13 protein-coding genes are annotated in these 18,787 nt (G+C 40.2%); 5 read left to right on the top strand and 8 right to left on the bottom strand.

Annotated features, from left to right (window positions below):
* Positions 1–3,651: a helicase-exonuclease AddAB subunit AddA gene (gene addA / locus SMI_RS05380; RefSeq protein ID WP_000802630.1), complete on the bottom strand. Its 3,651-nt coding sequence runs from the start codon at positions 3,649–3,651 to the stop codon at positions 1–3.
* Positions 3,648–6,923 (bottom strand): ATP-dependent nuclease subunit B, encoded by a 3,276-nt coding sequence (gene rexB / locus SMI_RS05385; protein ID WP_012972512.1) that lies wholly within the window; start codon positions 6,921–6,923, stop codon positions 3,648–3,650. The genes addA and rexB overlap by 4 nt, the downstream gene beginning before the upstream one ends.
* Positions 6,924–7,128: 205 nt before the next feature.
* On the opposite strand from rexB, the gene SMI_RS05390 reads away from it, so the two are divergent.
* The 4 genes from SMI_RS05390 to SMI_RS05405 all read left to right on the top strand — a co-directional run bounded on the left by SMI_RS05390 (position 7,129) and on the right by SMI_RS05405 (position 11,219).
* On the top strand, positions 7,129–8,295 hold the full coding sequence (locus SMI_RS05390; RefSeq protein ID WP_000163009.1) for an IS30-like element ISSmi1 family transposase: 1,167 nt from the start codon (positions 7,129–7,131) through the stop codon (positions 8,293–8,295).
* A 301-nt stretch (positions 8,296–8,596) separates the two neighbouring features.
* A complete protein-coding gene (locus tag SMI_RS05395) occupies positions 8,597–9,406 on the top strand; it encodes a Cof-type HAD-IIB family hydrolase (RefSeq protein WP_000593585.1) in 810 nt (269 codons plus the stop codon).
* Between the two features lie 141 nt (positions 9,407–9,547).
* Complete coding sequence (locus tag SMI_RS05400; protein WP_000859641.1) at positions 9,548–10,456, top strand: ABC transporter ATP-binding protein; 909 nt, start codon at positions 9,548–9,550, stop codon at positions 10,454–10,456.
* A gap of 10 nt (positions 10,457–10,466) precedes the next feature.
* Positions 10,467–11,219: an ABC transporter permease gene (locus SMI_RS05405; protein ID WP_000581961.1), complete on the top strand. Its 753-nt coding sequence runs from the start codon at positions 10,467–10,469 to the stop codon at positions 11,217–11,219.
* A gap of 40 nt (positions 11,220–11,259) precedes the next feature.
* On the opposite strand, the gene SMI_RS05410 is transcribed toward SMI_RS05405, so the two are convergent.
* Entirely contained in the window at positions 11,260–12,138 is an 879-nt protein-coding gene (locus SMI_RS05410; protein WP_000221056.1) for a sensor histidine kinase, read from the bottom strand.
* Positions 12,135–12,836, bottom strand: coding sequence for a response regulator transcription factor (locus SMI_RS05415; protein ID WP_000101108.1), 702 nt, complete (start codon positions 12,834–12,836; stop codon positions 12,135–12,137). The genes SMI_RS05410 and SMI_RS05415 overlap by 4 nt, the downstream gene beginning before the upstream one ends.
* 164 nt (positions 12,837–13,000) lie before the next feature.
* Here SMI_RS05415 and SMI_RS05420 point away from each other — a divergent pair, with 164 nt between their 5' ends.
* A complete protein-coding gene (locus SMI_RS05420; RefSeq protein ID WP_000005264.1) occupies positions 13,001–13,696 on the top strand; it encodes a VIT1/CCC1 transporter family protein in 696 nt (231 codons plus the stop codon).
* Here SMI_RS05420 and SMI_RS10775 read toward each other — a convergent pair.
* From SMI_RS10775 to SMI_RS05440, 4 genes are all read right to left on the bottom strand, one after another.
* Positions 13,693–13,884, bottom strand: a complete 192-nt coding sequence (locus tag SMI_RS10775; RefSeq protein WP_000694298.1) for a hypothetical protein — start codon at positions 13,882–13,884, stop codon at positions 13,693–13,695. The genes SMI_RS05420 and SMI_RS10775 overlap by 4 nt on opposite strands.
* Positions 13,885–13,934: 50 nt before the next feature.
* A complete protein-coding gene (locus SMI_RS05430; RefSeq protein ID WP_000489378.1) occupies positions 13,935–15,923 on the bottom strand; it encodes an ABC transporter permease in 1,989 nt (662 codons plus the stop codon).
* 1 nt (position 15,924) lies between these two features.
* Entirely contained in the window at positions 15,925–16,683 is a 759-nt protein-coding gene (locus SMI_RS05435; RefSeq protein WP_000173372.1) for an ABC transporter ATP-binding protein, read from the bottom strand.
* Positions 16,684–17,275: 592 nt separating this feature from the next.
* A complete protein-coding gene (locus SMI_RS05440) occupies positions 17,276–18,784 on the bottom strand; it encodes a hypothetical protein (protein ID WP_000398313.1) in 1,509 nt (502 codons plus the stop codon).
* Between the last annotated feature and the right edge of the window lie 3 nt (positions 18,785–18,787).

An 18,787-nucleotide genomic window follows, 5' to 3' on the forward strand; every position in this document is an offset into this window, starting at 1 on the left:
TTATACTTTTACAACTTGAACCTCGTCTTTACCGAGTAAAATCAAGTATTTTTCAATATTTTCAATCGAATAGGATCGAGATAAAGCTTCTCCGTATAGGGCTAACTGACCATGATAGCGAGCAATGAGTTGACTTGGCTCATCATAGCGGTCTGTCTTATAGTCGAACAGAATGATTTTATCTTCGTAAAGTAGATAGCCATCAAGGATACCACGGACAACAAAGTCTTCCTGACTCTTTTGGTCTCGTTTGAGCATAGAGAAAGGTTGTTCGCGATAAAGATGGTTGGTATTAGCAAGAATTTCCTGACCGAGTGCTGTGTTAAAGAATGCAAGAATTTTCGAAAGATTGATCTTGTCCCTAACAGCTGGGCTGGTTTGAACCTGTTGGAGAGTTTCTGTTAGGCTAGCAAGCGTTGGTCTCTGAGTGAGGTCCATTCTCTGCATCAGTTCGTGGGTAGCACTACCAATTTCAGCTCCAGTTACCTTTTCTTTGGTTGAAAAATCTGGTAAATCAAAGCTAATTTTCTTGTCTACTGACTGTCCTTGACCAGCAATCTCAACACCTTCCATATCCATAACGGGTTCGTAGAATTTCTTGATTTGACTTGGAGTTTGAACACTTGGCAATTCAATAGCTGCGCGGTGAAGAGTATTATAGACTTCCACTTCTTTCAGCATTTCCAGAGTTTCTTTAATGGTTTCTGACTGACGATTGTCTGCTTGGGAGCTATCTTGGAGAGGACTTTTGTTTTCCAACTGACCGATAGCTTCTCTAGTCAGCTGATCTTCACCAACAAAACGATAGCTAAAGTTGAGATGATCCTTGGCAAATACTTTACTGATAGCCCAAATCCAATCTTGGAAATTCTTGGCTTGAAGTCTAGTGTTGCTGTTTAGTTTTCCATTTTTAGCTGCTGGGTATTCCTTGGCTTCCAACTTTTCACGAGAACCTTTACCGACAAGATAGAGCTTTTTCTCAGCCCGCGTCATAGCAACATAAAGCAGACGCATTTGCTCTGAATAGCTTGCCAGCTGTAATTCTTCTTCGTTCTGCCTATGGGTCAGGCTAGGAATGGAGAGTTTTATGGTTTTAGGATAGTGATCTTCCACTGCTCCTGTCTCCATTTTGGCAATATATTTGACACCAAGACCATTCTGACGACTGAGAATGACTTCTGACATAGAGTCTTGCTTGTTGAAATCTTGATCCATATTGAGAATAAAGACGTAAGGAAACTCTAGCCCTTTACTCTTGTGGATAGTCATGAGCTCTACTGCATCTTTTGGCGGTGCGACGGCCACGCTTGCAAGATCGTGCTGGACTTCTAAGACTTGGTTAATCATACCAATAAAACGTGACAAGCCTTTGAAGTTGCTCTTTTCAAATTGATCAGCACGCAGTGCTAGGGCATAGAGATTGGCCTGTCTAGCAGGTCCATTTGGCAAAGACCCAACATAATCGTAGTAAAAACGATCATTGTAAATCCTCCAAATCAAGTCATAGAGGGAGTGCGTTTTGGCATACAGACGCCAAGAATCCAAGATATTCATGAATTGATTTAGTTTTTCAGCTAGAGCTGTGTGAATCAAGTTTCTATGGCTGCTTACCTGTTTTTGAGCATTGACCAGTTTCTCATAGAGATTTTCTTGGATTTTATCCTCTGCTTTTTGAAGAGCTAAACGTGCTAACTCGTCCTCGTCAAAACCAAACATTGGAGACTTCATAAGGGCAACCAAGGCGTAGTCTTGCAGGGGATTGTGAATGACACGAAGGGTGTCCAGCATGACTTGTACTTCTAAGGATTGGAGATAATTGTTTTGCTCGCCGTCAGTTTTGACAGGAATCCCGTACTCAGACAGGGCGAGAAGAATCTGGTCGTTACGACTGCGACTGGAGGTCAGAAGGGCGATTTCTTTAAAGGAAACACCTTGTTCCTTATAGAGTTTAAGGATTTCCTTGATAACTAAGCGCATTTCACCTGTTAGTTTCGTTTCTGTTTGACTCTCTTCTTCCTCACTTGTGTCGTCCTTGTCGTAGAGGAGAAATTCTGCCTTATTGTCTGGATTGGGAGTCAGTTTGGTATTGGCAAAAACAAGCTGGTGCATGTTATCATAGTTGATTTCGCCGACCTCTTGGTCCATGAGGCGTTCAAAGACATCATTGGTTGCTGACAGCACTTCTGAACTACTACGGAAATTTTCCTTGAGGAGAATGAGTTTGCCTTCTTGGGGATTTTGCGCATAGCGTTGGAATTTCTCATTGAAAATCTGCGGGTCTGCTTGACGAAATCGGTAGATGGACTGCTTGATATCTCCCACCATAAAGCGATTGTGGCCATTAGATAGCAATTCCAGCATCCGTTCTTGAATATGGTTGGTATCCTGATACTCGTCTACCATGACTTCATGGAAACGTTCCTGATAAGCCTCACGGACTTGCGGGAAATTCTCTAAAATCTCAATGGTGTAATGGCTGATATCAGCGAATTCAAAGGCATTTTCCTGACGTTTACGCTGACGATAAGCTTCTACAAAATCACTCATGAAGGCTTGGAAGGTTTTAGCTAATTCCCATGTGTCTCCATGATAACGTTCTTGATAGTCGAGAATGGTTATCTGGTCTGACAGTTGTCCAAGTTTAGCAAACTGGGTCTTTCTCTCTTCGTTGTAGGCATCGGCCAGTGGCTTCAAATCAGCCTTACGACTGGCATTAGTCAGAGCCCGACCGTTTTTCTCTTTCGAAATGGCGACAACACGCGCAAGCACTGCCTGATAAGCCTGACTATCGGACTCCTGATTTAAGGAGCCAATTTCATCCAGAATCAACTGAACATTTTCTAAATAAGCTGCCTTGGGAAACTCCTTGGCATCATTATCCAGATGATAACGGAAAAAGTTTTCCAAATCCCAAAGGGCTTGCTGGATTTGCTCAGTTAGTTTTTCTTTTTCATTCGTAAAATCAGCCTCTTCAAAACCTTTGAGGAAAGATTCACTCAGCCACTTTTGAGGATTACTGGTGGATTGGAGGAAGTCATAGATTTTGTAAACTTGCTGGCGCAGACCACGTTCATCCTTGCCTCGCCCAGCAAAGTTTTTCAGCAAATGACTAAAGGTCTCTTTCTGTTTGCTTTGGTAATGGGCTTCAAATACCTCATGAAAGACTTCGTTTTTTAGAAGGAGTTGCTCGCTTTGATTTTGTAAAATACGGAAATTAGGCGCAATATCAATCAGATAGCCATGTTTGCCAAGGAATTTTTGTGTGAAGGAATCCATGGTTCCGATGGCTGCGTTAGGTAGGTCTGCCAACTGACGACCCAAGTGTTGTTTGAGGTCAACGTCATCGCTTTCTTGGATTTGTTGGCTGATTTTTTTCTCCAAACGTTCCTTAAGCTCTGTGGCAGCCTTAACTGTAAAGGTTGAGATAAAGAGTTGAGAAATTTCCACACCACGCGCTAACTGGTCCAGAATACGCTCGGCCATGACAAAAGTCTTCCCAGAACCAGCCGACGCTGAAACGAGGATATTTTGACCAGAAGTGTAGATGGCTTCAATTTGCTCGGCAGTTTTCTTCTGTTCCTTGCTCGAGTGCGCCTCTGCATCTTGCAGTTTTTGAATTTCCTCATCAGTTAAAAAGGGAATGGGCTTCATCGATTCAACTCCTCTCTTATTTTTTCAAACCAAGCTTGCTTGAGTTTTTCTCCGACCAGACGCTTGCTGTCAGCTAAGTCCAATTTTTCTAGGAAACGGGCTTGGTCCAAGTGGTAATTGGCTTCAAATCCAGTAATGGCTTGGTGTTGCTGAACATACGGTGCAATACTTCTGCCATTTTCAGTATAAGGATTAATGGCGAACTGGCCTTCTAAAATCTTCTCAGCCGCTTTCTTGTAAAGATGGGCATTGTAGTCCAGTAGGAGCTGGAATTCCTCATCCGTCAGCTGATTGGCCTTGTTTTTATTGTAAAATTCGCCCAAATGACTGCTTTCTTTTTCTAAAAAGAGGCCTTGGTATTTCATTGACTTGCTAGCTTCTACTATTGCACCTGCCAGACTTTTAACGACCATCAGAGATTGGACAGGCTCAGCCATTTCCAAGTACATGGCACCAAAAAAGTTCTGCTCCCCTTCCTTTTTAAGGGCAGCTAAATAGGTTGGCAGTTGGGAATTAAGCCCATTAAAGAAATGAGGAAACTGGAACTGAGTCATACTGGATTTGTAGTCTACCACTCCTATCGCCCCATCAGCTTTCAAACGATCAATCCGGTCCACCTTACCTCGTACAAAGACACTGCGACCATTGTCCAATTGAATAAAGGATTGCTCTTTCCCACCGAAATTTGCCTCTTCTTTGATGGTTTCGATGGCTGGATTATGGCGGAGAATGTGACCAGTCGTGCGAGCTACATCGAGCAGAACTTCCTTGGTAAACTGGGCTTCCAAACTTTCTTGATAAATGGCTTCAAATTCCCGTTCTTGACTGGTTTCTTGGATAGCCTGTTCCAAACGTTGATCAAAAGAATCTTCGTCAGGTAACTGCAAGGCCCGCTCAAAGATACGGTGTAAGAAATTCCCATGACTACGAGCATCTGGATGTAGGCGCAATTCCTCCTGCAAGCCTAACACGTAGCGGAGGAAATAACTGTATTGGTTCCGGTAAAACTCCGTCAAACCAGATGTAGACAGGTAAAATTCCTGTTCAGCAGGATAGAGAGCTTGTAAGGTATCCTTAGCCAACTGCTTACTGCTTGGACTGGTTGGGAGGGCAGGATTTTCCAAACCTTGCTGGTCTAGTTTTTTACCCATCACACGCGCCAGAACCTTGACAAAGGTCAAATCTTGCTCCCTATCACTCGGCTCGCCCTGCTGGTGATAGGCAACCAGACTGGACAAAAGACTGTGATATGAGCCCATATCTTCCTTAGACAGCCCTTTGTGATTCATCCTCTTCTCTTTCCGACTAAATCCAAAATGGACCAGCTCTTGAAGATAGGCAGATTCCTTACTTTCACTTTCATTAAAAAGGCTTGGAGCCGACAAGATTAACTCTTTACGAGCAGAATTAACCAAGGAAAGCATAGTATAGCGATTTTTCTTGAGGTTTTCACTGCTGGCAATCAGCAATTGTGCCCCTTCCTCTGTCGCTTGGTTTAAGCTTTGTCTTTCTTCATCTGTCAAAAGACTGGTGTTTTGCGCTATTTTTGGTAAATTGTCCTGAGTCAGCCCAATGGCATAGACAAAGTCAGTAGTCAGAGGAGCAATCAAATCATAGCTCTGAACCAGAACTGTGTCTACTGTTGCTGGAATGGTGCGATATTGAGATAGGCTCATTCCAGAATGAAGCAAGGCTAGGAAGTCCTCTAGATTAACTTGTGAACCAGCAAAAACGGTCGCAAATTGTTCTAAAACATGACAGAATGCCTTCCAAACTTCAGTCTGTCTTTCCTGCTCTACAGCTTCCATAGTGGCTGTCAAATCTTGTAACTGCTTGGTCACTGAACTTTCTTTTAGAAAGCTATTCCATTTTTGTAGGAGATTTTCAGCCTTTTGTTTTCGACTGGCAAAGAGGGTTTCAAGAGGTGTTAAAATACGCAGACGAAGAGCATTTAAACGTTCCAGATTAAATTTTCCATGGTGGGATTTGGTAAAGGTTTGCTGAAAGGCTGGCAAGCCATTGATACCAAGATAGCGGATATATTGCTCAAAAGCATCAATATCAGTTTGACTAAGGTCGGTATATAGACCTGTTCTAAGAAGGTTTATCAAATCTTCCTGACGGAAACGATAACGTTTTAAAGCCAAAATAGACTCAACAAACTGTGTCAAGGGATGATGCGCCATGGATTCGCTTCTACCTAGATAAAAAGGAATCTGATACTGGTCAAAAATCGTTTTTAGAGATAACTGATAAGAAGCTACATCCCCCAAGAGAATACGAAGATGCTTGTAACTCAGATTTGAGTTCTCGTGTAATTTCTGACGAATGCTACGGGCTACCAACTCTAACTCTTCCTTTTGTGTCAAGCAAGACCAGATTTGTAAGTTTTCACGATCCTTCTCATCGACATCTAAAGCGAGTTCTGAAAAGTCATAAGAAGACTCCAACAAACGAGAGGCCTTGTCAAAACTATCCATCTTCTCATGAGTTTGAGAATAGTCCTGAGCAGGCGTTTGGTATTTAGAGGCCAGATGATGGAGAAACTCCACACTGGCTTGATAGAGATTGCCTTCAGCGAATGGACTGGTATAAGCTTTCTTACTAGCATAAGCCCCAATAACAATCTCAACTCCCTTGCCATGAAGTAAGTCCACAATCCACTCTTCCTCAGCAGAAAAACGGGTAAATCCATCAATAACCAAGGCGATTTGAGTAAAATCACTACTAACTTTGTCATTCTCAATAGCCTCAATCAAATGGGACAACTGACTTCCTTGAGCCAACTGGCCTTGATTGAGATAGGCCGTTACTTTCTCAAAAATCAAGAGTAAGTCTGCTCGCTTGTCCTCATCCGTCAAACTCTCCAAGTCCAAAAAACTCATCTGAGCCTTGGTCATCTCGTGGTAAAGTTCAATCAACTGCTGGATAAATTGAGGATCCTGCTTGATAGCTCCATAAACACGTAAATCCTTAGGATCAAGTTCGGCAAGGCATTTATAAAAAGCCATCCCAAGCCCAATGTCATCTAGACTGGTTTTAGCAGGCAAATCATTCAAGACCAGATAACGAGCCATTTGAGCAAAGCGCGTGACGGTAATCGCAAAAGAAGCCTGCTGGGACAAGCATTGCAGCACGGCGCGTTCTTTTTCAAAAGAAAGGGAGTTGGGAGCGATATAGAAGATCCGCTTGCCAGCAGCAACTAGCTCCTCTGCCTCTCTAGTTAGAATTTCTGTCAAAGAAGTCCGAATATCAGTATAAAGTAATTTCATCTCTGCCTCGTTGGAATTTTTCATTACCTTTTATTATACCATGATTAGCCCGAAGATTCCTCCTCCTTTTCTCCAAAATATGCTATAATAATACCAAACGTAACTTCTCAAAGTAACTTCCATCTCTCTCCCAAAACTGGAAGTTAGTCTCAGACGATGAATTATGCTAGAATTAAGTCTGAGACTTTTCGTGAGGAGGCACCTCATGACGAAAAAACAAAAACATCTCACTCTAGAAGACCGTATTGACATCCAAACTGGAATCAGCCAACAGGAGACTTTCCGTTCCATCGCTGAGAAGATGGGGAAAGACCCGTCAACGATTTCAAAGGAAATCAAGCGCAATCGCATCATGCATCCAACATCCGTCAAATCTGATTGCACGGATTGCCCTCTTCTCAAAAAAGCTCCTTATGTCTGTAACAACTGTCCAAAAAAGAGGACGGATTGTGGGTTTAACCGCTATCTTTACTACGCGAAAAAGGCACAGGAGCAGTACGAGACTATGTTGAGGGAATCCAGACAGGGAATTCCCCTAAACAAGGAAAGTTTTTATCAGATGGACAAGGTCTTAACCCAAGGCATCCAGAAGAAACAAAGCATCTACCATATCATTCAGACACATAACCTACCTGTGTCGAAAGCTACGGTGTATCGGCATGCCAAGCTGGGCTATCTGACAGCCAAGCCCATTGATTTCCCTCGGATGGTCACGTTCAAGGAACGCAGAAAATCCAGAAAAGTAGCTATTCCTAAAGAGCTGAAAATTGGGCGGACCTATCAAGATTTCCAAGAGTTACGAGAAACAGATGATTTCTTCAAATGGTTGGAAATGGACACGGTCATCGGCAGACCTGGTGGAAAGCTACTGCTCACCTTCAACGTTTCCTTCTGCAACTTCCTCTTCGCCCTGCTTTTGAACAACAAGACCGCTCTGGAGGTCGCCACTAAATTCGCAGCTTTGAAAGAAAGAGTCATGGACGGAGGGTGTGCGTTCCATCAGCTGTTCCCTGTCATTCTCACAGACAACGGATCTGAGTTCGCCTATGTGGAGGAGCTTGAGCGAGACATTGATGGGAAGTCTCACCTCTACTTCTGCGACCCTAGCCGTCCTGACCAGAAGGGGCGGATTGAGAAGAACCATACGGTTTTGCGAGCCATTCTTCCCAAGGGCACTTCCTTTGACCAGCTGACTCAGAAAGACGTCAATCTAGTCATTTCCCATGTCAATTCCTTGAAACGAGAAGAGTTTCAAGGAAAATCTGCTTACGACATCTTCACCTTCACCTTTGGCGAGGACATCGCTGCTCTTCTGGGTTGCCAATTTGTCAAACCAGAAGACACACACCTATCACCTGATTTATTGAAATAAAGGGAATTTTCCCCTCTAACTACACATCTTATCACCATCGAAAAGTCTCACACTAAACGCTAGCAACTGGAATTTACTCTAAGACGACTCTGTTTTAGGGCTATTTGTCGTGCACTTTTTTCTGAGTCTTTTCGCTTTTGAACCCTTATATATCAAGAAAAAGAAAACCAGTGGAAGTTAGTCTAAGACGGATTTCCACTGATTTCACGCGTTTTTCTCATACTAAAAGCTAGGTTGTGGGAAACTGGAAGTTAGTTTTAGAAGTTACCTAATAATACCAAAAGATAAAGAAGGAAAACCTATGATTAAACTACTAGCCTTGGATATGGACGGAACCCTCCTCAATGAAGCCAAGGAAATCCCACAAGCTCACATTACTGCCATTCACCAAGCTATTGAAAAAGGTGTTAAATTAGTACTTTGTACTGGTCGCCCGCTTTTCGGTGTTCTCCCCTACTACAAAAAACTGGGACTCGACCTCCAGAATGAGTATGTCATTGTTAACAACGGTTGTTCAACTCACCAGACAAGTGACTGGGGACTAGTTGACTGGCAAGAACTTAGTCCAGCTGACATCGATTACCTCTATGATCTAGCTGAAAAGAGTGAGGTTCAGTTGACACTTTTTGACGAGACACACTATTTTGTTCTCGGTGGCAAGCCCAATCAAGTCATCCAAAATGATGCCGACCTAGTCTTTTCAGACCTGACAGAAATTTCTCTTGAGGAAGCAACTAGTGGCAAGTATCGTATGTTCCAAGGTATGTTTTTAGGGACAGAGAGCCAAACGGACGATTTTGAGAAGCGTTTTGCTGAAGAACTCTGTCAACGATTCAGTGGCGTTCGTTCGCAGCCTGTCATTTATGAAGCTATGCCGCTTGGAACAACAAAGGCCACTGCTCTTTCACGACTAGCAGAGATTTTGAAGATTGATTCCTCAGAAATTATGGCTATGGGCGATGCCAATAATGATATCGAAATGCTCCAGTTTGCAGGACTGGGCATTGCTATGGGAAATGCCAGTGATTATGTCAAATCCCTAGCTAATGACGTTACAGCCAGCAACGAAGAAGACGGCGTCGCGCGTGCTATTGAGAAATATATTTTATAATTAAGAAGCCCAGTTCATATCAACTGGGTTTTGATATTTAAGAATTCCTAAAACTTTAGAAACTCTTTAGAAATCCTTGAGCTTTCTTTGATTTCTATGCTTTATACTAAAGTTATTAAAATAAATCAAAAGGAGAGAATCATGAAAACAGTACTTGACATTCATGGATTGTCCAAAAACTTTGACAAACAAGCTATCCTTCAGGATCTTCATCTAACGATAAGAGAGGGAGATATTTATGGACTTATCGGTAAGAACGGAGCTGGGAAGACCACCTTAATAAAAATTATTACACAACTACTCTTTGCGGATAAAGGAACAGTTTCCCTCTTTTCTAGTAAATCGGAAAATGAGTCGACCAAGGCTCTATCTCGAGTAGGTTCAGTGATAGAATCACCCGTAGCACATAATCACTTAACAGCTTATCAAAATCTGAAATATTACTGTATGATTCGTCATATTCCAAATGCTGATCAAGTCATTCGAGAAATACTAGACTATGTAGGTTTGTCAGATACAGGTAAGAAAGTCTTTCGTGATTTCTCGTTAGGAATGAAACAAAGACTTGGTATTGCCATTGCCCTCCTATCCAAACCAGACTTCCTGATCCTAGATGAACCTATCAACGGTCTCGACCCAATCGGTATCAAAGAATTTCGTCTGATGATTCAACGACTCAATCAAGAAAAAGGAATCACCATTCTCATCTCTAGCCATATCTTGTCAGAACTCTATCTTCTAGCCAATCGCTTTGGTATTTTAGATCAAGGCAAGATTATACGTGAAATCAGCAAAGCTGAATTTGAAACACTAAGTGAGGATTATATTGTTCTTAAGACATCTGATAAAGAGAAAGCTTGTCAAGTATTGAAAGAACAAATCCAGCTCCAGTTTAAGGTTGTTAATCCTGAGAATGAAATCCACATCTTTGGTCAGGAACAAGATGTCAAACAGATTCTCAAGGAATTAACTTTGGCAGATGTTGCCATTGACGAGATTTACTATGCCCGTCAAAACCTAGAAGAATACTTCACTCAATTGGTCCAATAGGAGGAAAATCATGATACATACCATTCAAGCAGACTTTTACCGTCTTTTCCGTTCCAAAGGATTCTGGATTACAGAATTTATTCTCTTTACTCTCATGCTAATGGGAGCAAGTATAGGAGCCACGGGCCATCTGATGGCAATCCAGACAGAAGAACCAGAAATTCCAACCCATGGCTGGGACGGTGTACAAGCCCTGATTAACGCATCTAGTCAAGGTTCAAATCTCGTTTTTCTCTGTATTGTTCTAACTTGCCTCGTTCTCGGTGTTGATTTAATCGGAAAGCTCTATAAAAATAGTTTGACAGTAGGGGTTTCTCGTACAGAGTTTTTCCTTGCCAAAGCCTTTGTAGTGGCTTGTATTGCACTCTTGCAACTTATCATCAGCCTTGTGATTGCCTTTATTCCAGCAACTATCTTAAATGGATTTGGAACTATGCCTGATGGCTTTATTGGCAATCTACTGATAACCATTTCCCTTCAATTCCTTTGCCTCCTTGCTTGGCTTTCCATTGTTTCCTTTATCCTCTATGTTAGTCATTCTTATCTTGCAGTATTTATTGGTTATTTTGTCAGCTCTATCTTACTTTCTATGCCAATGCTCATCTTCCCAAGTATCAAAATTTTGCCATATTTATCATTGCAGTTTTTCTATGCCATGACTGCTAATAGTGAATCCATTTTCTATACACTTATAGTTACCTTAGCTGTTATTGTAATCTTTAATCTAAGTGGACTGGCAGTTTTCAAAAAGAAAAGTTTATAAAAAATGACCTCCTCTAGCCTACAGAGGAGGTTTCTTTTCGTTAAAAGTAAATGAAAACCGACAACCATTGCTCATCTGTGCTTAGTTTCATCTCTGCACCGAGAAGATGACATAATTCCTCAGTGATATAAAGGCCTAAACCAGAGGATTCTTCGGTGTCTGATAGATTTTCAGAATAAAAACGGTTGCTGAGATTTTCTATTCTTTTGATGGGCTGTTTAACAAGGTTTGCAATTTCTAAGACAAGCTGTTCCTTTTCCTTTCTCAAAGATAGCCGCGCTTCTTCCTTGCCATGCTTGAGGACATTTCCGAGCAAATTTTGTAAAATTCGATCCAGCAAGTCTTCATCAGTCCTCATTTTCAGACCAGCTTCAACCTTAAAATCAAGCGTGATATTTGCAGCCTGAAAAACATCATAATAAGCTAGAGTCTTTTTGGTGATAAAAGCTGAAAGATCCACTTCTTCCAGTTTCGGTTTGACAGCCCCTTCCATCAAACGACGATATTCTAGGAGAGCTTCCAAACGTTTGGAAACTAAATCAAGATGCTTGGCTATTTTTTGTAAGGTTTCTGCTTTGTCTTCAGGAGACTTTATCAATTGTTGGGTGTAGCCTGAAGCGATAGTCAAAGGCGTCCGAATATCATGGGCGATATTGCTGATGGCCATATCCAGAGTCTGCTTTTCCCTTTTCATAACCAATCGAGATTGTTCCACTTCCTGAAATAGATTTTCAATCTGCTGATAGAGATGTAAAAAATGTTTGGAAAAAATGCTTACTCCGACTCTTTTCATACTACCCGAAAGAATCTTGTCTTCAATCTGTTGACTCAAGTTTTTAAGTGCTAGATGGTAGCGAATCAATGTAATCGATAAAATGATTAGGAGTATCAGTAGGACAACGATTAAGATGTAGGTCATTGCTTGTCTCCTTTTAATCTTACCCCAACGCCCCAGATGGTTTCAATATATTCTTGATTTGGGTCAAGCTGGTTTAATTTTTTACGAAGATTACTCAAATGCGTATTGAGAGTATTATCTCCAGGTAGGTAGCTATCCTCCCAGACCAATTCATAAAGTTCTTCCTTGGTGAAAATTTTCTTTGGATATTTAAGGAGAGTTTGGAGAATCAAGCATTCTTTCTTGGCAAGGCGAATCGTTTCCTGACTATTTTTGATTTCAAAACTTTCTGCATCAAACTGGATATTTTTCAAGTTTTGTGGCAGATTTTCAGTTTTTTCTATTTCCATAGGCTGTTTTTCTACGCTTTGACGTAATTGAACAGTAACTCTGGCAAAGACTTCGTCCAAATCAAAAGGTTTGACTATGTAATCATTGGCACCATCTAAGAGATATTGACTGATTAGCTTCTTATCGCTCAAAGCCGTTAGCATAATGACTGGAATTTGACTTTGTTCCCTGATAGCTTTTAAAACCTGATCTCCATTTTTTCCAGGAAGCATGATATCTAGTAAAACGAGGTCAATCCCCCCTTGGTCAAAACGCATGATTCCTTCTGTACCAGAAAAGGCTTGAATCACCTCATGCTCCTCAGTGAGAAGTGTTCGCAAAATATCTTGAATGTCACTATTATCTTCAATAACCAATATCCTAGCCATAAATACCAACCTTTCTGCAACTATTATAGCATGTTTTATTGATAAAGCTTAAACAGAAAAGCTTTGTCCTCTTTTTCATTAAAATCGTGCAACTTTTTTCAGATACTTTTAAAAGATTGATTTCCCTATATTTTTCCTTTATACTGGATAAAAAGGAGAATAGTATGTCAGAAACAAATCACGAAATTGATTCAAATTTTGCAGGTCGTTTAAATATCCTGCGTGCGGGTGTTCTTGGTGCTAATGATGGAATTATTTCCATTGCTGGTGTGGTTATCGGGGTTGCCAGTGCTACCAGCAATATCTGGATTATCTTTTTATCAGGATTTGCAGCTATCTTAGCTGGTGCCTTTTCAATGGCTGGTGGAGAATATGTGTCCGTTTCAACTCAAAAAGATACCGAGGAAGCAGCCGTTGCACGTGAGCAAGTCTTGCTAGACCAAGATATGGAATTAGCCAAAAAGTCTCTCTATGCTGCCTATATTCAAAATGGCGAGTGTGAAACATCAGCCCAACTGCTCACCAACAAAGCCTTTTTAAATAATCCGCTCAAGGCTTTGGTAGAGGAAAAATACGGTATTGAGTATGAAGAATTTACCAACCCTTGGCATGCTGCCATCTCTAGCTTTATTTCCTTTTTCCTTGGTAGCTTACCACCAATGCTTTCAATTACCATTTTCCCAAGTGAATACCGCATCCCTGCTACTGTCCTTATCGTCGGTGTGGCCCTTCTTCTCACTGGTTACACTAGTGCCAGACTTGGAAAAGCCCCAACCAAAACAGCTATGATTCGGAACCTTGCTATTGGTCTCTTAACTATGGGAGTTACCTTTCTGCTAGGACAACTTTTCAGCATTTAATACTCTTCGAAAATCTCTTCAAACCACGTCAGCTTCGCCTTGCCGTATATATGGTTACTGACTTCGTCAGTTCTATCTGCAACCTCAAAACAGTGTTTTGAGCTGACTTCGTCAGTTCTATCTGCAACCTCAAAGCAGTGCTTTGAGCAACCTGCGGCTAGCTTCCTAGTTTGCTTTTTGATTTTCATTGAGTATAAAATACAAGAAATACCTCGATTTTGAAGTCGAGGTATCTTTTTTACATTTGTACAATCTTTCGATAGCTTCTTGAAGTAATCATGAAAATCAGCACATAGGCGATGAGGAAGATAGCGCAGATAGACAAGGTCACAATCAACATCATAGTCGTATCCAGTACACCAATCACTTTTAAAATTAGACTAAGCATATGGTAGGCAAAGGCTAAATGTATGAAGGCAAAAAGCAAAGGAAGGAAGAAAACAGTTAAAACCTGTTTGTTGATGGTTTGCTTGATTTGCTTTTGATCTAAACCAACTTTCTGCAAGATAATAAAGCGTTCACGGTCTTCATAGCCTTCAGAAATTTGTTTGTAGTAGATGACCAGAACGGTTCCGACCATAAAGATAATGGATAGGAAAATACCAATAAAGAAGACACCACCAAAGAGGACACTCATTTGAGCACTAGCATCTGCTAGAGTGCTACCATACACATAGTTACCTTCAGTGTTTAATTGAGCATTAAACTGGTTGAGGTATTTTTCATACTCCTCAGCGACCTTGAGTTGCTCTTCTTCACTGATACTTACATTCATACCACCGTAAAACTGATTATAGATATCAGAATCTGGGAATTGGTCCAAAAAGGCTTGTAAATTAGGTACAACAAGGTAATTGTAATCAGAAGTCAAAATATTAAACTGATTTGGGACATGGTTTACAATGAAATCTTTAGTAAATTCTTCTTTGACAGAAAATTGATGATCGTTTAGAGTTAGAGCTTTCTGTTCTTTAACTCCCTCATTCTTTGCAAAGAGTCCGACCTCATTTCCTGATAGAGAAAGTTTTTGACCAGTCATAGTTTCATAATCTTTTTGGTCAAATACCATAAAAACTGTTTTGACTTGGACACGGTTTTGTCCTTTTTCAAAAATGGTTAACTTGCTACCTTCTTGGTTTGCAACACCAAAGTAAGCGTAACGAAGAACTTCTTTCTCTTTAATCTTATAACCTTTATCACTTGCAAACTGGCTCAAGAGTTTGTCCAAGTCTTCTTTTTCAACATTTTGTCCAGTAATGCCAAAGTCATGCGGATTCATCACTTTTTTAAAGGATTCTGAAGCATTGAAAATGCTTGTCGCTGCTGACATGGTTACCAAAACCATTGTTGACAAAATAGCGATAGTTGCTAGACCAACCGCATTTTTCTTCATACGGAAAATCAAGTTAGAGACTGAGATAAGGTTATTTGGTTGGTAATAGTATTTCTTATTTTTCTTTAAGATTTGAAGGAAAACGGTAATCCCTGCATTGAACAAAAGATAGGTACCAAAGATAACCAGCAAAACAGCTAGGAAGAAAGTTGTTAGGGCTGTGAGAGGATCTTTTACCGTAAGGGCAAGATAATATCCAATCCCTAAACTTATGGAACCAAGAATAGTTTGTAGAGGTAGGAAACGACCTTTTTTCTCACCACTAGCTTTTTCACGAGAAAGCTGGAGGGCATTCATACGCGCGATTCGAAGAGCATTCAGGAACATGAGGCCTAGGAAAATCAAACCGAAAACAACAAGTACTGCAATGACAACATTCATTTGAAAGGTAGCGACCAGCTCAACCTTCAATTTCATCAGTTTGAGCAAGAAAGCGAAAATTAACTTGTCAAACAAGGCTCCAATACCGATACCCGCTCCAACAGTTAGAATCCCAAATACCACTAACTCCTTAAAGGTCATACTGATTAGATGACGCTTCTCCAAGCCCAACATGCCATAAATTCCTAGTTCCTTAGAACGGTTTTTCATGACAAAACTATTGGCATAGAGGACGATAATGGCTGACGCAAGGGTGACGACAAACATACCAAATCCTAGAGTAGCTTGAATGGTTGATCCTCCACGGATTTCCGCAATCTTGGGATTAAAGGTTAGGGAATAAAAGAGATAGGTGACAGTGACTGCCAAGAGAACAGCCAGCGCAAAAGGATAGTAGAGTTTGCGGTTTTTAATCAAGTTCGATACCGCTAACTTATTGGTTAATCGAAACATACTAATTCACCTCGCTTGCCATGACAGTCAAGGTATCAGAGATTTCTTGGAACATCTGACGCTCTGTCTTCTCTCCACGGTAGATTTGATTGTAAAGAATGCCGTCTTTGATAAAGAGTACACGTTTGGCCCTGCTAGCTGCTGCCGTTGAGTGGGTTACCATAAGAATAGTTTGGCCACGCTCATTGATTTCATCAAAGACATCAAGTAAGGCTGCAGAGGACTTGGAATCAAGGGCTCCTGTTGGCTCGTCCGCAAGGAGAATTTCAGGTTCTGTGATGATGGCACGAGCTACTGCCACACGCTGTTTCTGACCACCAGAAATCTCGTAAGGGTACTTCTCTTGCAATTGGTTGATGCCTAGATTCTCAGCTGTCACCACCAATTTCTTCATCATCTCCGTAATGGGTCTTCTTGACAAGACAAGGGGAAGCAAGATATTGTCCTTAACAGACAGAGTATCTAGCAAGTTAAAGTCTTGGAAGACAAAGCCCAATTTTTCACGACGGAAGCTAGAAGCCTGTGAATTTTTAATGGTTGCTGTGTCAGTTCCATTCAAGTAAACCTGACCACGAGTTGGTTTATCCAGCATAGCTAGAATATTGAGAAGAGTTGATTTACCAGAACCAGACTCACCCATGATGGCAACGTAGTCACCTTTTTCAACGGTAAAGTGAATATCCTTGAGGGCCTCTACTTGGTTGCCCTGAAAACGAGTTTTATAAATTTTTTGAACGTGTTTTACATCTAAAAGTGTCATGAGAATCTCCTTTCTTAATATCCCATCAAATGAAATGTTGCTTGCATCATAGCGCATCCCAGTTGAACACGCTCGATATCTTTATGGCTTGGTTTTCTTGTTTTCTTATGTAAGATTTGTTTCATGATGTTACTCCTTTGTTCTTTATGAGTCTAGTTTACATCAAAAAAAGACCGCTTGCCATAACCTAACCTTACAAAAGAGACTTTAATCTTACATTTTTGTAAGATTGGGGGGAATGTAGATATTTTATTAAAAATATTTTACCACAAAAAGAAGGCAAGAAGAAAACCCTTGCGGATACAAGGGTTCAAGAAATGTTAAAATAGATTAGTCAAATTTATAGAATAACAGTAAAATAACTGTCTCTAACTCACCAAAACCAACCTTCATTATCGTCAATAGCTTGGGGTTCTTTGCATTTTTATTTTATCACGTAATAGTTATTGACTAATCTAACTCAATAAAACTAATTTATGATAGTAATAAATCATCTTTTATAATCTTAAATGTTCTCGTAAAGATAGTCACAACAATAGTTTTAATTTTTTAAAAATTACCATTATGTTATTAAAATAACTCAATGCAAAAATTATAAATATCCTACACAATTAACACCAATAACTCCTCTTCTTAGGAAGATAGTTTTAATCTTATCGTAGTTAAGTTGTTTATACTCAAAGCTCTTGTAATCAAATTTTTCATACTCAAACGTTCCGTATTCAAACTTCTCATATTCAAAAATTTCTATCCCAATTTCTTTAACCACTTCCTCAGGCAACTCGTAATCTTGTTCTACTAAACCAAATAGAGTAAATCCTGAATCAACACAAAATGATAGAACTGGATTGTATATTGAAGAGTATATTACAGAACCAGCTATAGACCCTACAAAACTACCAATCATGTATCCAAGTACAGGAATTTCAATTAGTGACTGGCTTACAGAACCCATAGACAAAGCACATGTTGTTAAAAACATATCTTTGATTAATTCATTAACCATCTCAGCTCTACTCATGTTGCCAGTAGTGACTTGATACGAATTTTTCATTGAATTCATCACTAATACAGTCACTGCACCAACTACTGATGGATCGATAGATTTCATTGCACTACCACATAGCCCTGCCTTACAACTTGCTGTAATTGCTGCTGAAACTGTACCTCTTACAAATCCTTCGCCTGCACCTGTAATAGTCGCAAATCCTATCTTTTTGAATTGACATTCTTCAATTTCTCCATTTTTAATTAGATAAGCTATGGCATTCAATACTTCAGGAGCAACTCTTAACACCATTGATATGGTTGCTGCAGTTAAACCAGCTTTATACGCATGTCTTAAGATATTGGTATACTTAATCAATTCTTCAGTTGTTAAGTGTAAATCCTTAGAATTTACTCCACCCTCTTTAGACAATTTTGCAAGTTCACGTGCTTCCTGTTCCGACAAAACAATCGATTCATTCCCCTTATTATCTTTAACTTTATCACTCAGTAATTTTAGAGTTTCTTCATAGCGATGAACTTGCTCCGGTCGCTTTACAGCTTCTTCTCTTATTTTTCGCTCTAAAAACATAGTCGCTTCTTCTAACTGATCTGATGGAATTACTCTATACTGACCTGCGTAAACTGGATCACTCAAAATTGTGTCTGCTGAGTATCCTCTCTTCTCTAAATATAAATCTAAACTATCTTTTCCACCTTGAGACTTATATTCGCTAAAACGTTGAAAAATGCTCTTAGCTTGTTGTTCTGCACTGGATGCTCCATTTTTATAATATTTTAAACCAAATTCAGCATCGAAGTTTATTCCTGTAATATCAGCAGAGCCAAAGTCATGGCTACGATCAACTTGTACCCTGTTTTTTGAAGAATTAATAGCTGCATTAATATTAAAAGTCCCAGCATGCCAAAACTCAGCAACATCTCCCTTTAGTGTATCTATACGTGCACGATTATCTTCAAATTCATTTAGATTATTCACCAACTTCTTTATCTCAGATTCTACAGCGTCTACATAATGCAATCCAGCAGTATGTCCTGTAAAATTACCAGCGTGCTTTTGAAAGAATCCGTATCCTTCTCTAAAGCCTTCCATTTA

Source organism: Streptococcus mitis B6, assembly GCF_000027165.1.
In the GTDB taxonomy this organism is placed as follows: domain Bacteria; phylum Bacillota; class Bacilli; order Lactobacillales; family Streptococcaceae; genus Streptococcus; species Streptococcus mitis_AR.